At 72.3% G+C, this 17,976-nt stretch carries 17 protein-coding genes and 1 pseudogene; 13 read left to right on the top strand and 5 right to left on the bottom strand.

Annotated elements, in window-relative coordinates; genetic code table 11:
- Nucleotides 1-35 precede the first annotated feature (35 nt).
- The 10 genes from ACFFGY_RS05150 to ACFFGY_RS05105 all read left to right on the top strand — a co-directional run bounded on the left by ACFFGY_RS05150 (nucleotide 36) and on the right by ACFFGY_RS05105 (nucleotide 9,898).
- The gene (locus ACFFGY_RS05150) at nucleotides 36-449 is read left to right on the top strand and encodes a VOC family protein (protein ID WP_377043347.1); all 414 of its coding nucleotides are present in this window, start codon (nucleotides 36-38) and stop codon (nucleotides 447-449) included.
- A 491-nt stretch (nucleotides 450-940) separates the two neighbouring features.
- Entirely contained in the window at nucleotides 941-1,663 is a 723-nt protein-coding gene (locus tag ACFFGY_RS05145) for a PIG-L deacetylase family protein (RefSeq protein ID WP_377043346.1), read from the top strand.
- Entirely contained in the window at nucleotides 1,660-2,343 is a 684-nt protein-coding gene (locus tag ACFFGY_RS05140; RefSeq protein WP_377043345.1) for a 4-carboxy-4-hydroxy-2-oxoadipate aldolase/oxaloacetate decarboxylase, read from the top strand. Before ACFFGY_RS05145 ends, ACFFGY_RS05140 begins: the two co-directional genes overlap by 4 nt.
- On the top strand, nucleotides 2,336-3,190 hold the full coding sequence (locus ACFFGY_RS05135) for a substrate-binding domain-containing protein (protein ID WP_377043344.1): 855 nt from the start codon (nucleotides 2,336-2,338) through the stop codon (nucleotides 3,188-3,190). The genes ACFFGY_RS05140 and ACFFGY_RS05135 overlap by 8 nt, the downstream gene beginning before the upstream one ends.
- 170 nt (nucleotides 3,191-3,360) lie before the next feature.
- Nucleotides 3,361-4,362 (top strand): Bug family tripartite tricarboxylate transporter substrate binding protein, encoded by a 1,002-nt coding sequence (locus tag ACFFGY_RS05130; protein ID WP_377043343.1) that lies wholly within the window; start codon nucleotides 3,361-3,363, stop codon nucleotides 4,360-4,362.
- 15 nt (nucleotides 4,363-4,377) lie between these two features.
- Entirely contained in the window at nucleotides 4,378-5,430 is a 1,053-nt protein-coding gene (locus ACFFGY_RS05125; protein WP_377043342.1) for a Bug family tripartite tricarboxylate transporter substrate binding protein, read from the top strand.
- A gap of 196 nt (nucleotides 5,431-5,626) precedes the next feature.
- Nucleotides 5,627-6,505, top strand: a complete 879-nt coding sequence (locus ACFFGY_RS05120; protein WP_377043340.1) for an NAD(P)-dependent oxidoreductase — start codon at nucleotides 5,627-5,629, stop codon at nucleotides 6,503-6,505.
- Nucleotides 6,506-6,947: 442 nt separating this feature from the next.
- Entirely contained in the window at nucleotides 6,948-8,000 is a 1,053-nt protein-coding gene (locus ACFFGY_RS05115; RefSeq protein WP_377043339.1) for a LysR family transcriptional regulator, read from the top strand.
- A 431-nt stretch (nucleotides 8,001-8,431) separates the two neighbouring features.
- Complete coding sequence (locus ACFFGY_RS05110) at nucleotides 8,432-8,896, top strand: hypothetical protein (RefSeq protein ID WP_377043338.1); 465 nt, start codon at nucleotides 8,432-8,434, stop codon at nucleotides 8,894-8,896.
- 195 nt (nucleotides 8,897-9,091) lie between these two features.
- Nucleotides 9,092-9,898 (top strand): ABC transporter permease, encoded by an 807-nt coding sequence (locus ACFFGY_RS05105; RefSeq protein ID WP_377043337.1) that lies wholly within the window; start codon nucleotides 9,092-9,094, stop codon nucleotides 9,896-9,898.
- 102 nt (nucleotides 9,899-10,000) lie between these two features.
- On the opposite strand, the gene nagB is transcribed toward ACFFGY_RS05105, so the two are convergent.
- The 5 genes from nagB to ACFFGY_RS05080 are packed head-to-tail and all read right to left on the bottom strand — an operon-like array spanning nucleotide 10,001 to nucleotide 15,421.
- Nucleotides 10,001-10,792, bottom strand: coding sequence for a glucosamine-6-phosphate deaminase (nagB, locus tag ACFFGY_RS05100; protein WP_377043336.1), 792 nt, complete (start codon nucleotides 10,790-10,792; stop codon nucleotides 10,001-10,003).
- Between the two features lie 13 nt (nucleotides 10,793-10,805).
- Nucleotides 10,806-11,690 (bottom strand): PIG-L deacetylase family protein, encoded by an 885-nt coding sequence (locus tag ACFFGY_RS05095; protein ID WP_377043335.1) that lies wholly within the window; start codon nucleotides 11,688-11,690, stop codon nucleotides 10,806-10,808.
- Nucleotides 11,687-13,165 (bottom strand): sodium:solute symporter, encoded by a 1,479-nt coding sequence (locus ACFFGY_RS05090; protein ID WP_377043334.1) that lies wholly within the window; start codon nucleotides 13,163-13,165, stop codon nucleotides 11,687-11,689. The genes ACFFGY_RS05095 and ACFFGY_RS05090 overlap by 4 nt, the downstream gene beginning before the upstream one ends.
- Before the next feature lie 46 nt (nucleotides 13,166-13,211).
- On the bottom strand, nucleotides 13,212-14,480 hold the full coding sequence (locus ACFFGY_RS05085) for an anhydro-N-acetylmuramic acid kinase (RefSeq protein WP_377043333.1): 1,269 nt from the start codon (nucleotides 14,478-14,480) through the stop codon (nucleotides 13,212-13,214).
- Nucleotides 14,477-15,421: a BadF/BadG/BcrA/BcrD ATPase family protein gene (locus ACFFGY_RS05080; protein ID WP_377043332.1), complete on the bottom strand. Its 945-nt coding sequence runs from the start codon at nucleotides 15,419-15,421 to the stop codon at nucleotides 14,477-14,479. The genes ACFFGY_RS05085 and ACFFGY_RS05080 overlap by 4 nt, the downstream gene beginning before the upstream one ends.
- A gap of 171 nt (nucleotides 15,422-15,592) precedes the next feature.
- Here ACFFGY_RS05080 and ACFFGY_RS05075 point away from each other — a divergent pair, with 171 nt between their 5' ends.
- From ACFFGY_RS05075 to ACFFGY_RS05065, 3 genes and pseudogenes are all read left to right on the top strand, one after another.
- Nucleotides 15,593-16,543 (top strand): N-acetylmuramic acid 6-phosphate etherase, encoded by a 951-nt coding sequence (locus tag ACFFGY_RS05075; protein WP_377043331.1) that lies wholly within the window; start codon nucleotides 15,593-15,595, stop codon nucleotides 16,541-16,543.
- Complete coding sequence (locus ACFFGY_RS05070; protein ID WP_377043330.1) at nucleotides 16,533-17,324, top strand: GntR family transcriptional regulator; 792 nt, start codon at nucleotides 16,533-16,535, stop codon at nucleotides 17,322-17,324. Before ACFFGY_RS05075 ends, ACFFGY_RS05070 begins: the two co-directional genes overlap by 11 nt.
- Nucleotides 17,325-17,661: 337 nt before the next feature.
- Nucleotides 17,662-17,976, top strand: a pseudogene (locus ACFFGY_RS05065) (UDP-N-acetylglucosamine 1-carboxyvinyltransferase); the annotation flags it as partial.

Raw genomic sequence — 17,976 nt, 5'->3', positions numbered from 1 at the left:
CGGACCGGCCCCATCGAGACACGGGAATTCTCAGCGTGAAGTCACTCTTCCACCTCGCCTACCACGTCACCGACCTCGACGAGGCGCGCCGCTTCTACGGCGGCGTTCTCGGCTGCGAGGAAGGCCGTTCCACCGACACCTGGGTCGATTTCGACTTTTTCGGGCACCAGATCTCGCTGCACCTGGGCAAGCCCTTCGAGGTGACGCGCACCGGCAATGTCGGGCACCACAAGGTGATGATGCCGCACCTGGGCGTGGTGCTGCCGCTGGACGACTGGTTCGCCCTGGCGGAGCGGCTGCGCAAGGCCGACACCGGCTTCGACATCCCGCCCGTGGTGCGCTTCGAGGGTGAGCCCGGCGAGCAGCGGACGATGTTCTTCTTCGACCCCTCGGGCAACCCGATCGAGGTCAAGGGCTTCAAGGACTTCGACAGCGTCTTCGCGCGCTGAGGGCGCAACGCCGGCCGCGCTGTTCGGACCGGCGCCCGGCGTGACGGAGGCCCCGGGGCGGCGGCCCTGCCGCCTGACCTCCGGGCCATGATCCGGGGGCGCGCTCCGGTCGCGCCCTTGACTGAACCTTTCCGCACCGGGCTCCAGGGCTGAGCCGTCGGTCCGGCCTTCCCACCGGGGTTGTTCCCGACACTGCTGCCAAGGAGGTGTCGCGCTATCCGGCGCGGCTATGCCCCCCGGCCGCGCCGGCAGCGCGGCTATGCCCGATCCTGATAACGCTGCCGGGAAAAGCGATACGACAGCCCGCCGCCGCCACGCCTAGGCTCCGCCCGAAGTTCCTGGCGCGGTGCGGCGCCGGGGTGGCGACCCTTTCCGGGTCGGATCGCGTCGCGGCGCGGTCCCCGGCGGGGCCGCCGCCACGGTTGCCGCCGGTGTTCGGCCCTGCTCCGCTGAAACCGTCGCCGCGCCGGCACCTGTGCTGGAGGAATCGCATGAGCGACAACAAGACCGCGCTGGTTGTCAGCGCCCATTCCGCGGATTTCGTGTGGCGCTCGGGCGGTGCCATCGCGCTGCACGCCGCGCAGGGGTGGCAGGTGACCGTGGTGTGCCTGAGCTACGGCGAGCGCGGCGAGTCCGCCAAGCTGTGGCGCCAGCCCGGCATGACGCTGGAGCGCGTGAAGGCCGCGCGCGAGGAAGAGGCCAAGAAGGCGGCCGAGGTCCTGGGCGTCCACGACATCCAGTTCTGGAACCTGGGCGACTACCCGATCGAGCTGAACAACGACTCGCTGTTCCGGCTGGTGGACGTGTACCGCGCCATCCATCCGAAGTTCGTGCTGACGCACTCGAAGAAGGACATCTACAACCACGACCACCCGGCGGTGACGGACTTCGCGCAGAACGCGCGCATCACCGCCCAGGCGCATGGCCACAACCCGCACCAGAAGGTGCTCGGCGCGCCGCCGGTCTTCCTGTTCGAGCCCCACCAGCCCGAGCAGTGCGACTGGAAGCCCGACGTGCTGCTCGACATTTCCTCTGTGTGGGAAAAGAAGCGCGCGGCCATCGAGTGCATGGCCGGGCAGGAGCACCTGTGGGAATACTACACCCGCGTGGCGCTGCAGCGCGGCGCGCAGGCGGCCCGCAACTCCGAGAAGTCGATCAAGTACGGCGAAGGCTACCAGAGCGTCTTCCCGCACGTCGTGGAAACCCTGGCGTGAGCCTTGTCCGCCGCAACCCGCCGCGCGTTTCCGCCGAGGTCGCGAAGGGCTTCGCGCCCTACGGCGTCGCCACGATCCACGAGGCGCAGGGCCGCAAGGGGCTGCTGAATTCCCGCATGCGGCCGATCTACGCCGGCGCGCAGGCGGTGGGCACCGCCGTCACCGTGTCGATCGCGCCCTGCGACAACTGGATGATCCACGTCGCGGTGGAACAGTGCCGGGAGGGCGACATCCTGGTGGTGTCGCCGACCTCGCCCTCCGACGCGGGCTATTTCGGGGAGCTGCTGGCCTCCTCGCTGCGGGCGCGCGGCGTGGTGGGGCTGGTGATCGACGGCGGCTGCCGCGACGTGGCGGCGCTGCGCGAGATGGACTTCCCTGTCTGGTCGGTGGCGGTGTCGGCGCAGGGTACGGTCAAGGAAACGCTGGGCGACGTGAACCTGCCGCTGGTCTGCGCCGGGCAGCTGATCAACCCGGGCGACCTGGTGATCGGCGACGACGACGGCGTGGTGGTGGTGCGTCGCGAGGAAGCGGAGGCGGTGCTCGAGGCGTCGCGCAAGCGCGAGGACAAGGAGGCCGCGACCCGCAAGCGCCTGCAGGCCGGTGAGCTCGGCCTCGACATCTACGGCATGCGCGAGGCGCTGGCCAAGAAGGGGCTGCGCTACGAGGACTTCGGTGGCTGAGGGCGCCGCACTCCCGGTGCTGCGCTCGGCCGTCGGGCGCTATCCGCACACCGTAGCCGCCCTCGACGGCGCGGTGCCGGGTGCGGCGCTGCGGCTCGACGACGCGGGGATCAAGCCGGCCAACCGCGCCTTCGCGCCGATGGTGCGCGAAGGGCGCTTCGAGCTCAGCGAGATGGCGATCGCCACCTTCCTGATGGCCAAGGCGGCGGCCAAGCCGCTGGTGCTGCTGCCGGTGGTGGTGGCGGAACGCTTCCAGGAAGCGGCGCTGCTGTGCCGGGTGGACGGTCCCGTGCAGGGGCCGGGCGACCTGGCGGGCAAGCGGCTGGGCGTGCGCTCCTACGGACAGACCACGGCGATGTGGCTGCGCGGCATCCTGGGCGACGGCTTCGGGCTGCGGCCGGAACAGGTGCGCTGGGTGTGCTTCGAGGACGCGCATCTCGCGGAATACCGGGACCCGCCCTGGTGCGAGCGCGCGCCGGACGGCGCCGACATGCTGGCGATGCTGCGCGATGGCGCGCTCGACGCGGTGATCGTGGGCAACGACGTGCCGTCGGACCCGGCGCTGCGCACCGTGTTCCCAGACCCGGATCAGGCGGGGCGGAAGTTCCTGGCGCATTACGGCTTCAAGCCGGTGAACCACCTGCTGGTGCTGCGCGCCGACGTGGCGGCGCGGCCGGGCGTGGCGGCGGCGGCGGTGTCGCTGTTCCCCGAGGCGCCGCTGCGTGGGCGCGCGGCGCTGGAGCCGGCGCTGCGCGTGGCCAGCCGCTTCTGCGCCGAGCAGGGGCTGATCCCGCGTGAGCTTTCGGTCGGGGAGATCTGGGAAGGGCTGCCACCCGAGGTAGGGTGACGGCGGCGGGCGCCGCGTTGCCTCGGGCAGCGGGCGCCCGCGACGGTTCGCGCCGGGCCGGAAGGCCTGTCCGGCGCGGGCGAGAGATCCGGGGTGCCGCGCGGGCTGTCCGCGCGGGCCACGGCAAGATCCAGGGCACGAAGAGGCCCGGTCGGGAAGGACGAACAGGAATGATGTTGGGACGTCGCGGCCTCGCCGCGGGATTAGGGGGCCTCGCGCTCGGCACCGGAATGGTGCGCGGGGCGAGGGCGCAGGGGGCGGCCGGCGGCTGGAAGCCGGACCGGCCGGCGCGGATCGTGGTGCCCTTCACGCCGGGCGGCAGCACCGACATCCTGGCGCGCGCCCTGGCGGCCGAGCTGCAGGAGGTCTTCGGTCAGCCCTTCGTGGTGGAGAACCGCGGCGGCGCCGGCGGCACGATCGGCACCGAGGTGGTGGCGCATGCCCCGCCCGACGGGCTCACGCTGATGATGGGCCATATTGGCACGCTGGCGGTGAACCCGGCGCTTTATCCCAACCTGCCCTTCGACACCGCCACCGCCTTCGCGCCGATCGTGCTGGCGGCCATCGTGCCCAACATCCTGGTGGTGAACCCCAAGAGCTTCCCCAAGGGCGGCGTGCCGGAGCTGATCGCGCTGGCCAAGAGCAAGCCGGGCGCGCTCAGCTACGGTTCCGGCGGCAACGGTTCGGCCGCGCATATCGCCGCGGTGGCCTTCAGCCTGGCGGCGGGCATCGAGATGACGCACGTGCCCTATCGCGGCACCGCGCCGATGATGAACGACCTGATCTCGGGCACCATCGACCTGACGCTGACGGGCGGGCCGCCGGTGCTGCCGCCGGTGCGCGCCGGGATGCTGCGGGCGCTGGGCGTGACCTCGCTCGATCGGCTGTCGGCGGCGCCCGAGCTTCCCACCATGGCGGAACAGGGCCTGCCGGGCTTCGAGGCGACGCAGTGGTACGGGCTGGTGGCGCCGGCCCGCACGCCGCCCGAGATCATCAACCGGTTTAACGTGGAATGCACCCGCATCCTCAAGAGTGCGAAGCTGCAGCCGCGGCTCGAGGCCGAGGGTGCCGTGGCGGCGCCCGACACGCCCGAAGCCTTCGGCCGCTTCATCACGGCCGAGCGCGAGCGATGGGGCGAGGTGGTCCGCCGCGCCAACGTGCAGGCGAACTGAGGGAGCACCGAGGCCATGGATAACCGTTTCGAGCCGGAGGGCGGCAGGCGTTCCGCCCCGACGGAGCCGGCGACGGGGCGCCGGACACTGCTGCGCGGGGCCGCGGCCCTGCTGGCGCTGCCGGCGGCGGCGCCGCTGCTGGCCGCGCCGCGCGTGGCGCGGGCGCAGGGGAAGTTCCCCGACCATCCCATCCGCATCGTGGTGCCTTTTGCCGCGGGCGGCGTGGCGGACCTGACCATCCGCGCCGTGGCCAACCCGATGGCGGAGCGGCTCGGCCAGCCGGTGGTGGTGGACAACCGCCCGGGGGCCGGCGGCATCACCGCGGCGCAGCAGGTGATGGGAGCGCCCGCCGACGGCCACACGCTGATGGCGGCCACCAACGGCACCGCGATCAGCCGGTCGCTGTTCAAGTCGCTGCCCTTCGATCCTTTGCGCGACTTCGCGCCGATCGTGACGCTGGGCGCCTTTCCGATCGCGGTGCTGGTGGCGCCGAACTCGCCGATCCGCACGCTGAAGGACCTGACCGACCGGATGCGGGCGGAGCCGGGGGCGGTGAACATCGGCACGATCAATGCCGGCAGCACGCAGAACCTGTCGGCCGAGCTGTTCAAGATCCGCACCGGGCTCAAGGCCGAAACGGTGGCCTTCCCGGCCACGCCGCAGCTGATCACCTCGCTGCTGCGCGGCGACGTGGACGTGGCCTTCGAGATCACGGCGCCGCTGTTGGGGCAGGTGAATGCCGGCGCGTTGCGCGCCATCGCGGTGACCTCGGCGGTGCCCTCCGAAAGCCTGCCGGGCGCGCCCACGCTGCAGTCACTAGGCGTGGCGAACTACGACGTGACCTCCTGGAACGCGCTGGTGGCGCGCACCGGCACGCCGCCGGCCGCGATCGCCGCGATCAACGCCGCCGCCAACGCGGTCTTGGCGATGCCTTCGGTGCGCGAGGTGCTGTCCAATTCCGGCGTGGAGCCGCGCGGCGGCACGCCGGAAGCGATGAGGCAGCTCCTGGCCTCCGACACGGCGCGCTGGGCCGAGGTGATCGAGACGGCGGGGATTCCGCGCCAGTGACGCAGGGTTCGCGGCGGGGCAGGGGGCGCCCCGCCGCGGGTCGGGCCGGGCGCCGGTTGGGCTCACGGTCCTTTGGGTGACACAGTTCCACTGGCAGGGGGCGGGCCGGCGCCGCCCGTGCCAGAACCCGTGAACCGCCCGGTTCGCGGCCAGCCACGTCGCCCGCCTGCCTGGGCGACAACAGGGAGACGAGTTCATGTCCATCGCCATCATCGGCTTCGGCGAAGTCGGCAGCATCTTCGCGCGTGACCTGCGCGCCGGCGGGGAAGCGGAGATCACCGCCTTCGACACCGCCTTCGCCGACCCGGGCAGCAAGGCGTCGCGCAACGCCGAGGCGGCCGGCATCCGCCGCGCGGCCTCGGCCGCCGAAGCGGCGCGCGGGGCGGAGATCGTGATCGTCGCCGTGACCGCCGGTTCCGACCTCGACGCGGTGCGCTCGCTGGCGGGGGCGCTGGAGCACGCGCCCTTCGTGGTGGACGTGAACTCCGTTTCGCCCGGCACCAAGCGCGAGGCCTCCGCCATCGCCACCGCGGCGGGCGGGCGCTACGTCGAGGCCGCGGTGATGACCAGCGTGCCGCCCAAGGGCCTGCGTTCGCCGATGCTGCTGGGCGGCCCGAACGCGCAGGCCTTCCTGGAGCGCATGGCGCCGTTCCACATGGCGCTGACGGTGTTCTCGGAGGAGATCGGCCGCGCGTCCTCGGTCAAGATGTGCCGCAGCGTGATGGTGAAGGGGCTGGAAACGCTGACCACCGAGTGCCTGCTGGCGGCGCGCCGCTACGGCGTGGAAAAGGAGGTCCTGGCCTCGCTGTCGGACACCATCCCGCATGCCGACTGGCGCGGCCTGGCGCGCTACGTCATCAGCCGCCCGCTGATCCATGGCCGCCGCCGCGCCGAGGAAATGCGCGAGGTCGCCCGTACCGTGAGCGAGGTGGGCGTGGCGCCGATCCTGAGCGGCCCGATCGCGCAGCGGCAGGACTGGTCGGCCGAGCACGGCGCGATGCTGTCGTCGGAGGTGCTGGCGACCGAGGACCTGGACACGCTGCTGGACGCGGTGCTGGCGACGATGGAGGAGTGACGTCCGGGGGGCGCTGGCCGGTCGTGGGCCGGTGCCGGTGGTGAGCCCCGGGGGTGGGGAGAAGGAATTCTCCCCATCCCCGGACCCCTTGCCCCTCATCTTTGTTCGAAACGCTGCCGCGGGACGATGGCCCGGGTCGTGCGCTCCGAGTCCACGACCCGGAGCGAGGGAAGCCTCAGTGAGCGCCGACAAGAACCTTCCGGGTTTTCAGCAGTGCCAGCGGCTGCCGTACCGCGACGGGCCTTCAACGTTCCTGCGGCAGCGTCCCGAGAAAAGATGAGTGGGGGTCCGGGGGAGAGAATTCTTTCTCTCCCCCGGAGAGGCCCGACGTCAGCCCGAACCGGACAGGCCTGGGATTGCGGCCGCGGCTGGTGCAGGATGCGCGCCCTGTCCGTCCGTCCGCGTTTCCCGCGGCCGGGTCGGGACGCGACGCCGGAACACGATGCCCAGGCACCTCGATCAGCAGCTCAAGCTCCGCCTGCTGCGGGCGGTGGACGCCATCGCGGCGCATGGCAGCATCCTGGGGGCTTCGCGCGCGCTGGCGGTGACGCAGCCGGCGCTGACCCGCAGCCTGCAGGAAGCGGAGTCGCTGCTGGGCTTCCAGTTGTTCGAGCGCAGCGGGCGCGGGGTGCATGCCACGGAGGCGGGCGAGGTGGTGCTGCAATCCGCCCGGCGGATGCTGGGCGAGTTGCGCCGCCTCGATGAGGAGCTGGACCGGCTGTCGGGGCGGATCAAGGCCACGGTGATGCTGGGTGCGCTGCCGGTGGCGGCGGCGGGCGTGCTGCCGGGCGTGCTCGGGCGGTTGCACGGAACGCATCCGGAGCTGGTGATCCAGGTGGTGCAGGGCCGCACCGAGGACCTGCTGCCACGCCTGGAGGCGGGCGAGATCGACCTGGTGGTGGGGCAGCTCTACCCGACCGAGAAGCCCGATGGCTTCCTGCGGGAAGCGCTCTACGAGGAGCCGATCTCGGTGCTGGCGCGCACCGGCCACCCGATCTTCGAGGCTGCCATCACGGCCGAGGCGCTGCGGCGGTGGGAGCTGGTGCTGCCGACGATCGGGCAGCAGGTGGGCAAGGAGATCAACCAGCTGCTGGCGATGCTGGGGCTGGTGCCCACGACCTCGCTGCGCTCGACCTCCTATTCCTTTATCCGCGAGATGCTGCATTCCACCGACTTCATCTCGGTGATGCCCAACACGATGATGGCGGGCGACCTCCTGCGCGGCACCATGCGCGCGGCGCCGCTGCCCGCGGCCTCCCGCGCCAGGCCGGCCGGGATGATCCGCCGCGCCGACACGCCGCTGACGCCCGCGGCCCAGGTGCTGGTGGAAGCGCTGCGCGGCTTCGTGGCGGAGATCGTGGCGCGCAATGCCGAGCCGGGGAGCGTGCCGGGCGATGGCCCGGATGTTTCGCCCGGCGCTGCCCCCGCGGCTCTTCCCAAGGCCGCCCTGAAGGTGGTGGAGGGCGCGCCCGCGCGACGTCGCTCGCACGGGTGAGCGGCGGGGGCGGAGCAGGAGTGCAGCGCGGGGGTGGCCGGTGGCGGTCTGCCGAGGGAGCCGGCGCCGGCGATGCGGCTACGGGCCGTGGGCCACTGGGATCCGGCAACCCGCGGGTGCCGGTGCCCGGTGGAACGGCGGGACCGCTGCCGTCCGCAGCCGTCCGCTTCGGCGCGAAGATCGGGTTATGATCTGTTTGCCCTGCCGATCGCCTGTTATTGCTTCGGCGCAGGAAAGTGGTGTCACCCTGGACAATTATTGCAATATTCGGTAAGTCCCGAAGGGAAAGTGCGATGCGGGAACCAAGCAAAAGATGTTGCGATGTTCCTGCATAAGGAAGCGGGAGAGCCGGGATTGGGTCGGATGGGGAACCCGGAAACTTCCTTGTTTTTCCGTGACAGCCGGAAAGCATCGCAAAGCAGGAGAATGACGTGAGGGATTTCCCGATCCACTGGTTCGTGGTGGTTGCGATAGTAGCCTGGATCGCCATCGAACTGCTCACCAGGGTGCGCGGCAAGAGCAAGCTGAAGCTGCGGGAAAACGCCCGGACCGGAAAAATCGAGGCGGAAGGGCATGGAAAGGCCCCCTTCGACGACATCGAGCCGCAAGGGGACCTGCTGGCGGATCACCTCGACATTCCGGCAGTGCTGCACCACGCGCGGCCCTCGGGCGCGATCGAGGTCAAGTCCGCCCGCATCCAGCGCATCTACGGGCGCAAGGACTTCGATGGCCTGCAGATCGGCACCGTGATGAGTGCCCCCGAAGCGGAAGGCAAGCCGAGAGGGACCTATCAGTTCTATCGCCTGCGCAGTATAGAAGACCCGGAATCAGGCGCGCTGCTGGTGAGCGATCTGGATAAGGCCCGCTGGCTGGCGGCCAAGGGAAAGCTGATCTGACGCGCCCGGGTACCCTGGTGGCGTGGCCCGACGCCGCCGCGGCCGAAACGGTTGGCGGGACGATGCTGCGCCGGCCGCTGCCGGGCGGCCCGGGCTCCGCGGGCAGGGCGCATCCTGGTCCGACCCGCGTCAGCGGGGCCGGTCCGCGCGGCCACTCGCCCTGCCGCCGTTGCGGCACGAGATAAGGACGAACCGATGAGCCACTACGGTGCGACCGGCGAAGGCTTCTTCGAAAGCCTGAGGATACAAAGGTCCGTCGTCTTCGCCATCATGATGCGGGAAATCCAGACCCGCTTCGGCCGGCACAACATCGGGTTTCTCTGGCTGTTCCTGGAACCGCTGGTGCTGGGCACGGCGGTCGGCCTGATCCACTACGCCTCGGGCCATACCATGCCGGGCGGGTTGGACCCCTTCCTGTTCAGCCTTTACGGCTACGTGCCGTTCTTCATGTTCCGGTCCGTGGTGACCAGGGCCGCCATGGCCATCCAGTCGAACATGACGCTGCTCTACCACCGGCGGGTCACGTTGCTGGACATCATGATGGGCCGCAACCTGATCGAGATCCTGGCGATCCTGGGCGTGGTGAGCATCATGATCGCCGCGACATCCCTGTTCATGGAGATGCCGCCGGCGAATATCGGGCAGATCTACCTGGGGCTGGGCGCCATGGCGGTGCTGTGCAACGGGTTGTCGCTGCTGGTCGCCTCCGCCTCCGCCTATTGGGAAAGCTTCGAGCGCATCCTGCACCCGGCCACCTATCTCCTGATGCCGATCTCGGGTGCCTTCTACGCGGCGGCGTGGTTCCCGCCCGAGATCAGGAACATCCTTCTCTGGATGCCGCTGCTGCACATCCACGAGATCATCCGCGAGGGCGCCTTCGGGGACCACATCAAGTCCTACTACAGCGTTCTCTACCTCGTGGAATGGTGCATCGGCTCCAACGCCCTCGGCCTGCTGGCGATGCGCGCCGTGCGGCGTCACCTGAGCTTCTCGCACGGCTGAGGGGATGATCCCGGAACGCCCCGCCCCGAGCCGGCGGGGCGTCGTCGCGCGGACCGGGGCGCGCCTGACCTGGCAGCGCTTCGTTCCCGTGCGGCGTCCGGCTCAGTCCCGGTAGGGGGCCCATTCCGGCTCGTTGGCAAAGACCCAGCGGTAGTACTCACCCTGCGTCAGCGCGGCGGCGGCGGCCTCGTCCACGATCACCTTACAGCGCGGGTGCAGCTGCAGGGCCGAGGCGCTGATCATCGCGGTGACCGGCCCTTCCACGGCGCGCGCCAGGATCGCGGCCTTGGCCGCGCCGGTGGCCACCAGGATCACTTCCCGCGCGTCGAGGATCGTGCCCACGCCCATGGTCAGCGCCCGCGTCGGCACCGCGTCGACGTCGCCGCCGAACATCGCGGCGTTCTGCTGCCGCGTGGTCAGGGTCAGCGCCTTGTCGCGGGTGCGCGACATCAGCGCCGAGAGCGGCTCGTTGAAGCCGATATGCCCGCTCTCGCCGATGCCCAGCAGCTGCAGGTCGATGCCGCCGGCCTCGCGGATCAGCGCCTCGTAGCGCAGCGCCTCGGCCGAAAGGTCCGTGGCCATGCCGTCGGGGACGTGCGTGCGCGCCGGGTCGATGTCGACGCGGCTGAACAGTTTCTCCCGCATGTAGTGCCGGTAGGATTGCGGGTCCTCCGCCGCGAGGCCGATGTATTCGTCGAGGTTGAAGCTGCCGCAGTTGCGGAAGCTGAGCGCCGTTTCGCGGTGCAGGGCGACGAGGTGGTCGTAGACGCGCTCCATGGTGCGTCCCGTCGCCAGGCCCAGCACGGTGTAGGGCTTGGCGCGCACCCGCTCGGCGATCAGGCGGGCCGCCAGGGCGGTGGCGGTCTCGGCGTCGGGGCGGATGATCACTTCCACCGAACGGGTCCTCTCAGCCGGCGAAGAGGGGGGCGAGGCTGCCGTGGCGGCCCAGGACCTGACCCGCGGGCAGGACCTCGTGCCAGGCGCCCGCTTCCCAGCGCCGCAGCCGGTAGAGCGTGGCGAAGGCGAGGTCGGGCGCCGTGCCGCCCTGGCCGCCCACCAGCTCCGCACCCCGGCGGACGTTGTCGATCATCCAGGCCGGCAGGCGCAGGTGGTAGGGGTTGCGGGCGACCTCGCCCCGGTGCAGCGCCAGCGCGGACACCAGTTCCGCCACATCCTCGGCCGAGGATTCCACCATGAGGTTGGGCGCGGCCATGGCGCCCCAGAACTCCGTTTCGACCGTGAGGCAGCGCAGCGCCGGGAGCCGCCGCATCGCCGCCAGCACCAGGCGGTGGGTGCCGGTATGGGTGACGTTCCAGTCGTGCTCGTGCGGCAGGAAGACCACCGCCGGGCGGTGCGCTTCCAGCAGCGCGGCCACCGCGGCGACGGCGGCCTCCCAGTTTTCCGGCTCGGCCTGTTCCGCCCGGGGGTTGATGCCCGACAGCCCGTCGGGCACCGGAAGGGCCAGGGCGAAGCCCAGCGCGCGGCAGGCGGCTCGGAGCTCCGCCAGGCGGCCGGGACGTCGCGCGAGGTTGCTGCCCAGCGTCACGGCCACGTCGGTGACGCGGAAGCCGAGCTCTCGCTGGAGGCGCAGCGCCAGGGCGCCCACGATCACCTCGTCATCCGGATGGGGCGCGAAGATCAGGGCCGTACGTTCCGGCGTGCCGGCGGGGGCGGGCGCCGGCGCCTCCGCCGGGGCCGGCGGCTCCAGGGCGGCGGCGGCGCGCAGCGAGGCTTCCAGCCCGCGCACCCAGTCCAGGTAGGGGTTGGCCAGGTAGGGGTTGGGATCGCTCACCGCGCCAGCCCCGCCGCCACGTCGTCGCGCCGCGGCGTGGGCGCCGCGTGGGTCAGCGACAGCAGCCCGCCCACCAGCAGCGTGACCACGACCCCCAGCGGCACGTACCAGGTAAAGGCCAGGGTATAGGAGCGCACCACCCAGCTCATCACCGCCACCGTCGCCAGGAAGGCCACCACCGCGTCGCGCTGGCTGGCGCGGCGCACCACGAGGCCCAGGACAAAGGCGCCCAGCAGCGCGCCGTAGGTGTAGCCGGCGATCCCCAGTCCCAGCAGCACCACGGAGCTCTTGGTGTCGGTGAAGAGGCAGGCGAAGCCCGCCATCACCACCGCCCAGACCACGGTGAAGATGCGCGAGATGCGCAGCATCCGCTCGTCCGAGGTGGGGCCGGCCAGGGTGCGCCACAGGTCGGCCACGGTGGAGTTTGCCATGGAGTTCAGCGCCGAGCTCAGGGAGCCCATGGTGGCGGCCAGGATGCCCGCGATCAACAGGCCGGAGATGCCGGCCGGCAGCTCATCCAGGATGAAGCGCGGGAACAGGTCGTCGGCCGAGCGAAGGCCCAGTTCGGCGATGGAGCGGCCGTCGAGGTGCACCCAGAGCAGCGTGCCCACCAGCGAGAACAGCGCGAACTGGATGCCCACCATCACCGCGCTGCCGATCATCGCCCGCTGTCCGTCACGCAGGGTGCGGCAGGCCAGCACGCGCTGCACCAGCAGCTGGTCGGTGCCGTGCGAGGCCATGCCGAACACCGCGCCGCCGATGATCGCCGCGATCCAGTTGAAGGGGCTGGTCAGGATCGGCGCTGCGAAGTTCAGCACCTGGAACTTGCCAGCATCCCAGGCGCGGGCGAGGCCGCCGGCGGGGATCTCGTTGGTCAGGATCAGCACGCAGAGCAGCGCGCCGCCGATGTAGAGCGTCATCTGGATCGCGTCGGTCCAGATCACCGCGCGGATGCCGCCGACATAGGTGTAGACCAGCGTGATCAGCGACAGGCCGACGATGATCGTGACGTAGTCCACGTTCACGCCGATCGCGTCGCACAGCAGCTTGATCGGGATGGCGGAGGCGAAGAGGCGAACACCCTCGGCCAGCAGGCGGGTGATGAGGAAGGTGACCGAGGCCACCACCTGCAAGCCCGTGCCGAAGCGGCGGCTGAGGTACTGGTAGGCGCTGACGAAGCCGTCGCGCATGTAGAGCGGCAGCAGCACCGTCGCCACCAGCGTGCGCCCGATGAGGTAGCCGATCGAGAGCTCCACGAAGCCGAAGGCGCCGAGATAGGCCACGCCCGGAACGCTGATCACGGTGAGGGTGCTGGTCTCGGTCGCCACGATCGAGAAGCACACCGCCCACCAGGGCAGGTCGCGCTCACCCACGAAATAGGCCGAGGCGCTGTTCTGTTGCCCCGACAGGCGCAACCCGATCGCGGCGATCGCCACGAGGTAGATCACGATCACCGTTAAATCGAGCAGGCGCATGTCGGGGGGACTTTCCGGTTCGTTCGGGTGGCTGCGCGGCGGGTCTTCAGGCCCGGTCGCTGGGGAGGTCTGGGGTGGCGGCGGGGGGGTAGTCGGCGGGTGACGGGCCGGGGCCATCCGCCGCGGGGAGGGCCGACGGGCCGGCGGGCTCGATCACCAGCGCGGTGGGGGCGGGCGCGGGATCGGGCAGGCGCAGCGGCGCGTCGCCGGGCGAGATCCGGCCCAGCACGCGCGGCGTGCGCGAGCCCGTGGCCCCCGGCGCCACGCCCGGCACGGCGTGCCAGGACAGGAAGCCCAGCAGCGCCATCAGGTAGGCTTCCTTGCCGTCGGTGGGCAGGCCGCGCTCCTCGCTGGTCAGCAGCACCGCGGGGGCGAGGTTGCGCCGCAGCGCCGCCATCAGCGCCGGGTTGCGCGTGCCGCCGCCTGAGGCCACGACCTCCACCACCCCGTGCGCGGCGCAGGCGGCGGCCACCGTCCGGGCGGTGAGTTCGGTGAGGGTCGCCATCAGGTCCGGCCCGCTGGCCGGCGGCAGGCCGCGAAGCCGCTCGCGGGTGTAGTCGGTGTGGAACAGCTCCCGCCCCGTGCTCTTGGGCGCAGGCTGGCTGTAATAGGCATCCTCCAGCAGCCGTGCGAGCAGGTCGGGGCGCACCGTGCCCGACAGCGCCAGCGCCCCGTCCGTGTCGCTGTTGCGCTGCCCGTTGCTCAGCCGCGCGGCCTCCACGTCGAGGAGGCAGTTGGCCGGTCCCGTGTCGAAGCCCAGCACCGGCTCGCCGGCGCGGCCCACCACCGTGATGTTGGCGATGCCGCCGAGGTTGAGCGCCGCGCGGCGCCGCCCGTCGGTGCCCGCCAGCCACAGCGCGTCCAGCGTGCTGGCCAGCGGCGCGCCCTGGCCGCCCGCCGCCACGTCGCGGGCGCGGATGTCGGAGATCACCGGCAGGCCGGTGGCCTCCACGATCGCGGCGGGCTGGCCGATCTGCAGCGTGCCGCGCGCCCGTCCGCCTTCGATCCAGTGGAACACCGTCTGTCCGTGCGACACGACGAGGTCCGCCCGGCCGCCCGCCAGTTCCCGCACGGCGCGATCCGCCGCCGCGCCGAAGGCCTCGCCCGCCAGGGTGTCGAGCGCGCAGACCTCCGCCATGCTGGTGCCGGCGGGGGGCAGCGCGTCGAGCAGGCGGGCGCGGGTGCCGTCCGGCCAGGGGAACTCGGCATGACCCAAGGGGCGCAGCACGATCTCGGTGCGGCGCCACAGGAACTCCGCGGCGGCGGCGTCGATCGCGTCCACCGAGGTGCCGGACATCAGGCCGATCACGATCATGCGGCGCCCTTGCTGCCGGGATGGGGGGAGGGTGGCGCGGCGAGTTCCGGCGGGAAGCGGCCGGTTCCCACCAGCCAGGCCCCGTGCAGCGGCGTCGGCTGCCGGCCCTGTGCCAGAAGGGTGCTGCCCAGGATGCGCGCCAGCCGGGGCCGCAGCGCCGGGGCGAGGCCGCCGCCGACCAGCACCGGCACCCCGGCCGAGGGTTCCAGCGCCAGCGCCAGCCGCGCGAGGTGGGTGGCGGCCTCGTCCAGCAGCGCCGCGGCGAAGGCGTCGCCGCGCAGCGCGGCCTCGGCCACCAGCGGCGCCAGCGTGGCGAAATGGGCGGGTGCGGCCTCGCGCAGCCAGGCGAGGATCGCGGTGCGGTCGGTGCCGAGGCGTTCCTCCACCGCGCGCCACAGCAGGGCGGAGCTTTCGGCGGTGTGGACGCCGTCGCGGTGTTCCAGCCAGGCGGTGAGGAGCTGCAGCCCGAGCCAGGCGCCGCCGCCGCGGTCGCCCACCGGGAAGCCCCAGCCACCGAGCCTGCGGAAGCCGCCGTCGCGGTCGCGCAGGCAGGCCACGGTGCCGGTGCCGACCGAGAGCAGCACCCCCGGCGCACCCCCGAAGCCGCCGAGCAGCGCCACGAAGGCGTCGCTCGACAGGTGGGCGGCGCCGAAGCCGCGGAACGCGTGGCCGAAGGCTTCCACGGCCCCGGCGGCGCTGACGCCCGCGAGGCCGGCGCTGAGCGCGGTCTCGCCGCGCGCGGTTTCGGGGTCGAGCGCCGCGCCGTCGCAGCAGCGCTGCCACAGCGACTCGACGGCCGCCAGCGCGCCGTCGCGGTCACGGAACAGGTTGGCCGGGCCGCCGCGCCCGCGCGCCAGCAGCGTGCCGTCCGCCCGGCGCAGCTCGGCCTCGGTCTTGCTGCCGCCGCCGTCGAGGGCGAGCACGTATCGCGGCGTGATCATGGTTTGGACGATACCAACCCGATACCAATTGGCAAAGCTTTACTTGATCGGTCTGTCCGGAATGGGCACTTCTTTCAGGCCCTGGGTCGGGGCACTGTGGGTGAAGCGGGTGCCCGGCGCACCTGGGCGAGGCAGCGGGAACCGAAGGTCCCGGTTTGGAGTGGTATCAGGATGGTTCAGCAGCCCGCACCGGCATCCCCCGCCGCCCCCGCGACCGAGGCCAGCCTCCGCCGCTACCGCGACGCGGAGGACTGGCCGCGCGACGAGGCGCTGGCGGCGATGCTGGAAAACCAGATCGGCGCCTTCGTGGCGGTGCGCGCGGCGCTGCCCGCCATCGGCGCCGCGGTGGCCGAGGCGGCGGCGCGGCTGGGGGAGCACGGGCGGCTGATCTATTGCGGGGCCGGGGCCTCGGGGCGGCTCGCGGCGCAGGACGGGGTGGAGCTTTACCCGACCTTCGGCTGGCCTCTGGAGCGCCTCCACTTCCTGATGGCGGGCGGCGAGCCGGCGCTGGTGCGCGCGGTGGAAGGCGCCGAGGACGATGCCGAGGCCGGCCGGCGCGAGATCCTGGCGCTGCGGCCCACGCCGGCAGACGTGGTGCTCTCGGTCGCGGCCTCGGGCACCACGCGCTACACCCGCGCGGTGCAGGTCGCCGCACGCGAGGCCGGCGCGGTGACGGTGGGCTTCAGCAACAACCCCGCGGCGCCCTTGCTGGCCGAGGCCGAGTTCCCCGTGGCGCTGGAAACCGGGCCGGAATTCCTGGCGGGCTCCACCCGGATGAGCGCGGGCACGGCGCAGAAGATCGCGCTGAACCTGTTCTCCACGCGGCTGATGACGGAGCTGGGCCGGGTGTACCGGGGGCTGATGGTCAACGTCGTGGCCACCAATGCCAAGCTGGTGGAACGCTCCAAGCGCATCATCGCGGCACTGGCGGAAGCGCCGCTGGAGGATGCGGCCGCGGCCTGGGAGGCTTCGGGCGGCGACATCCCGCGCGCGGTGCTGATGATCGACGGCTTCGGGCGCGACGAGGCGGCGGCGCGGCTGCGGGCTGCCGGCAACAATCTGCGGCGCGCGCGCGAGGCTGCTGCTGCGGAGCGCGGCGCGGTGGGGCGCGATGGTGGCTGAAGCCGGTGGCGCGGTGATGGGCGGCACGGCGCCCGAAGATCCGTGGCGGCCGATCCCGCCGGAGGAAGGCGGCAGCGCGCCGCTCTACCTGGCGCTGGCGGGACGGGTGGCCGCGGCGGTGGAGCGCGGCGTGCTGCGCCCGGGCGAGGCGCTGCCGCCCGAGCGCGTGCTGGCCACCCGCACCGGCCTGTCGCGCACCACGGTGCGCAAGGCGGTGGAGGAGTTGGCCTCGCGCGGACTGGTGGCCTCGCGCCACGGCTCGGGCACCTTCGTGGCGGCGCGCATCAACCAGCCGCTCGCCCGGCTGTCGAGCTTCAGCGAGGACATGGCCGCGCGCGGCGCCGAACCCGGGCAGACCTGGGTGGAGCAGGTGATCCGCCTGCCCTCCGCCGAGGAGGTGGTGGCGCTGGCGCTGCCGGCCGGGCGCCGGGTGGCCAGCTTCGTGCGCATCCGCCGCGCCGATGGGGAGCCGCTGGCGGTGGAGCGCGCCGTGGTGCCGGCGGACTGCATCCCCGACCCGGCGCTGGTGACGGGCTCGCTCTACGCGGTGCTGGAAGCGCGCGGGCACGCGCCGGCCCGCGCCCTGCAGCTGCTGCGCGCCGCCGCCGCCACCGCGGCCGACGCCCGGCTGCTGGGCATCGCGCCGGGCAGCCCGGTGATGTGCACGGTCCGCCACGGCTACCGCGAGGACGGCTCGGCGGTGGAGTTCACCCGCTCCACCTATCGCGGCGACCGCTACGACTTCGTGGCGGAGATGCGCCGGATCCCCTCGCCACCCTGAACGGGGTGACCTTGAGCGGGGTGGCCCTGAACGGCGGGGCGGCTGAACGGGTGCCCCGCGCTACGCCCGCCAGGGTTCTGGCCGGCGGATCGGCGCGACCCGGCGGCCCTGACGGCCCTCGCCCGGCCAGGTGCAAGCGCCTGTCCGATCCACCCCGCGGCGTGTATGCAGGCCGGCGAGGGGAAGTCCTGGGGGGCTTCCCGGTTCGTGCGGGTGCGGGGGCACCCGGGACCGGCCGGCTGCGCGATCAGGAGAAGGGTTTGTCGCCGGGCTGGCGAGGACCCGCCCTGCCGCGACGCGTGCCGGTCAGCGGACCGCAGAAGGGGGATTGGGGCTGATGGACCGGATACGCTTGACGGGTGGACGTGTTTTGCGCGGCACGATTGCGGTGGGGGGTGCGAAGAACGCGGCGCTGCCGCTGATGGCGGCATCCCTGCTGGGCGAGGCGCCGCTGGTGCTGGAAAACGCGCCTGCGCTGGAGGACGTGCGCACCATGGCGCGGCTGCTGGCCCAGCACGGGCTGTCGGTGGAGCACGACACGCGCGCGCGCACCCTCACCATGGGTGGCGAGGCGAGCAACCTCGAGGCGCCCTATGACCTGGTGCGCAAGATGCGCGCCTCGGTGCTGGTGCTGGGGCCGCTGGTGGCGCGC

Source organism: Roseomonas elaeocarpi (assembly GCF_042433915.1).
GTDB classification, from domain to species: domain Bacteria; phylum Pseudomonadota; class Alphaproteobacteria; order Acetobacterales; family Acetobacteraceae; genus Roseomonas; species Roseomonas elaeocarpi.
This window is presented reverse-complemented; position numbering and strand designations above follow the sequence as displayed.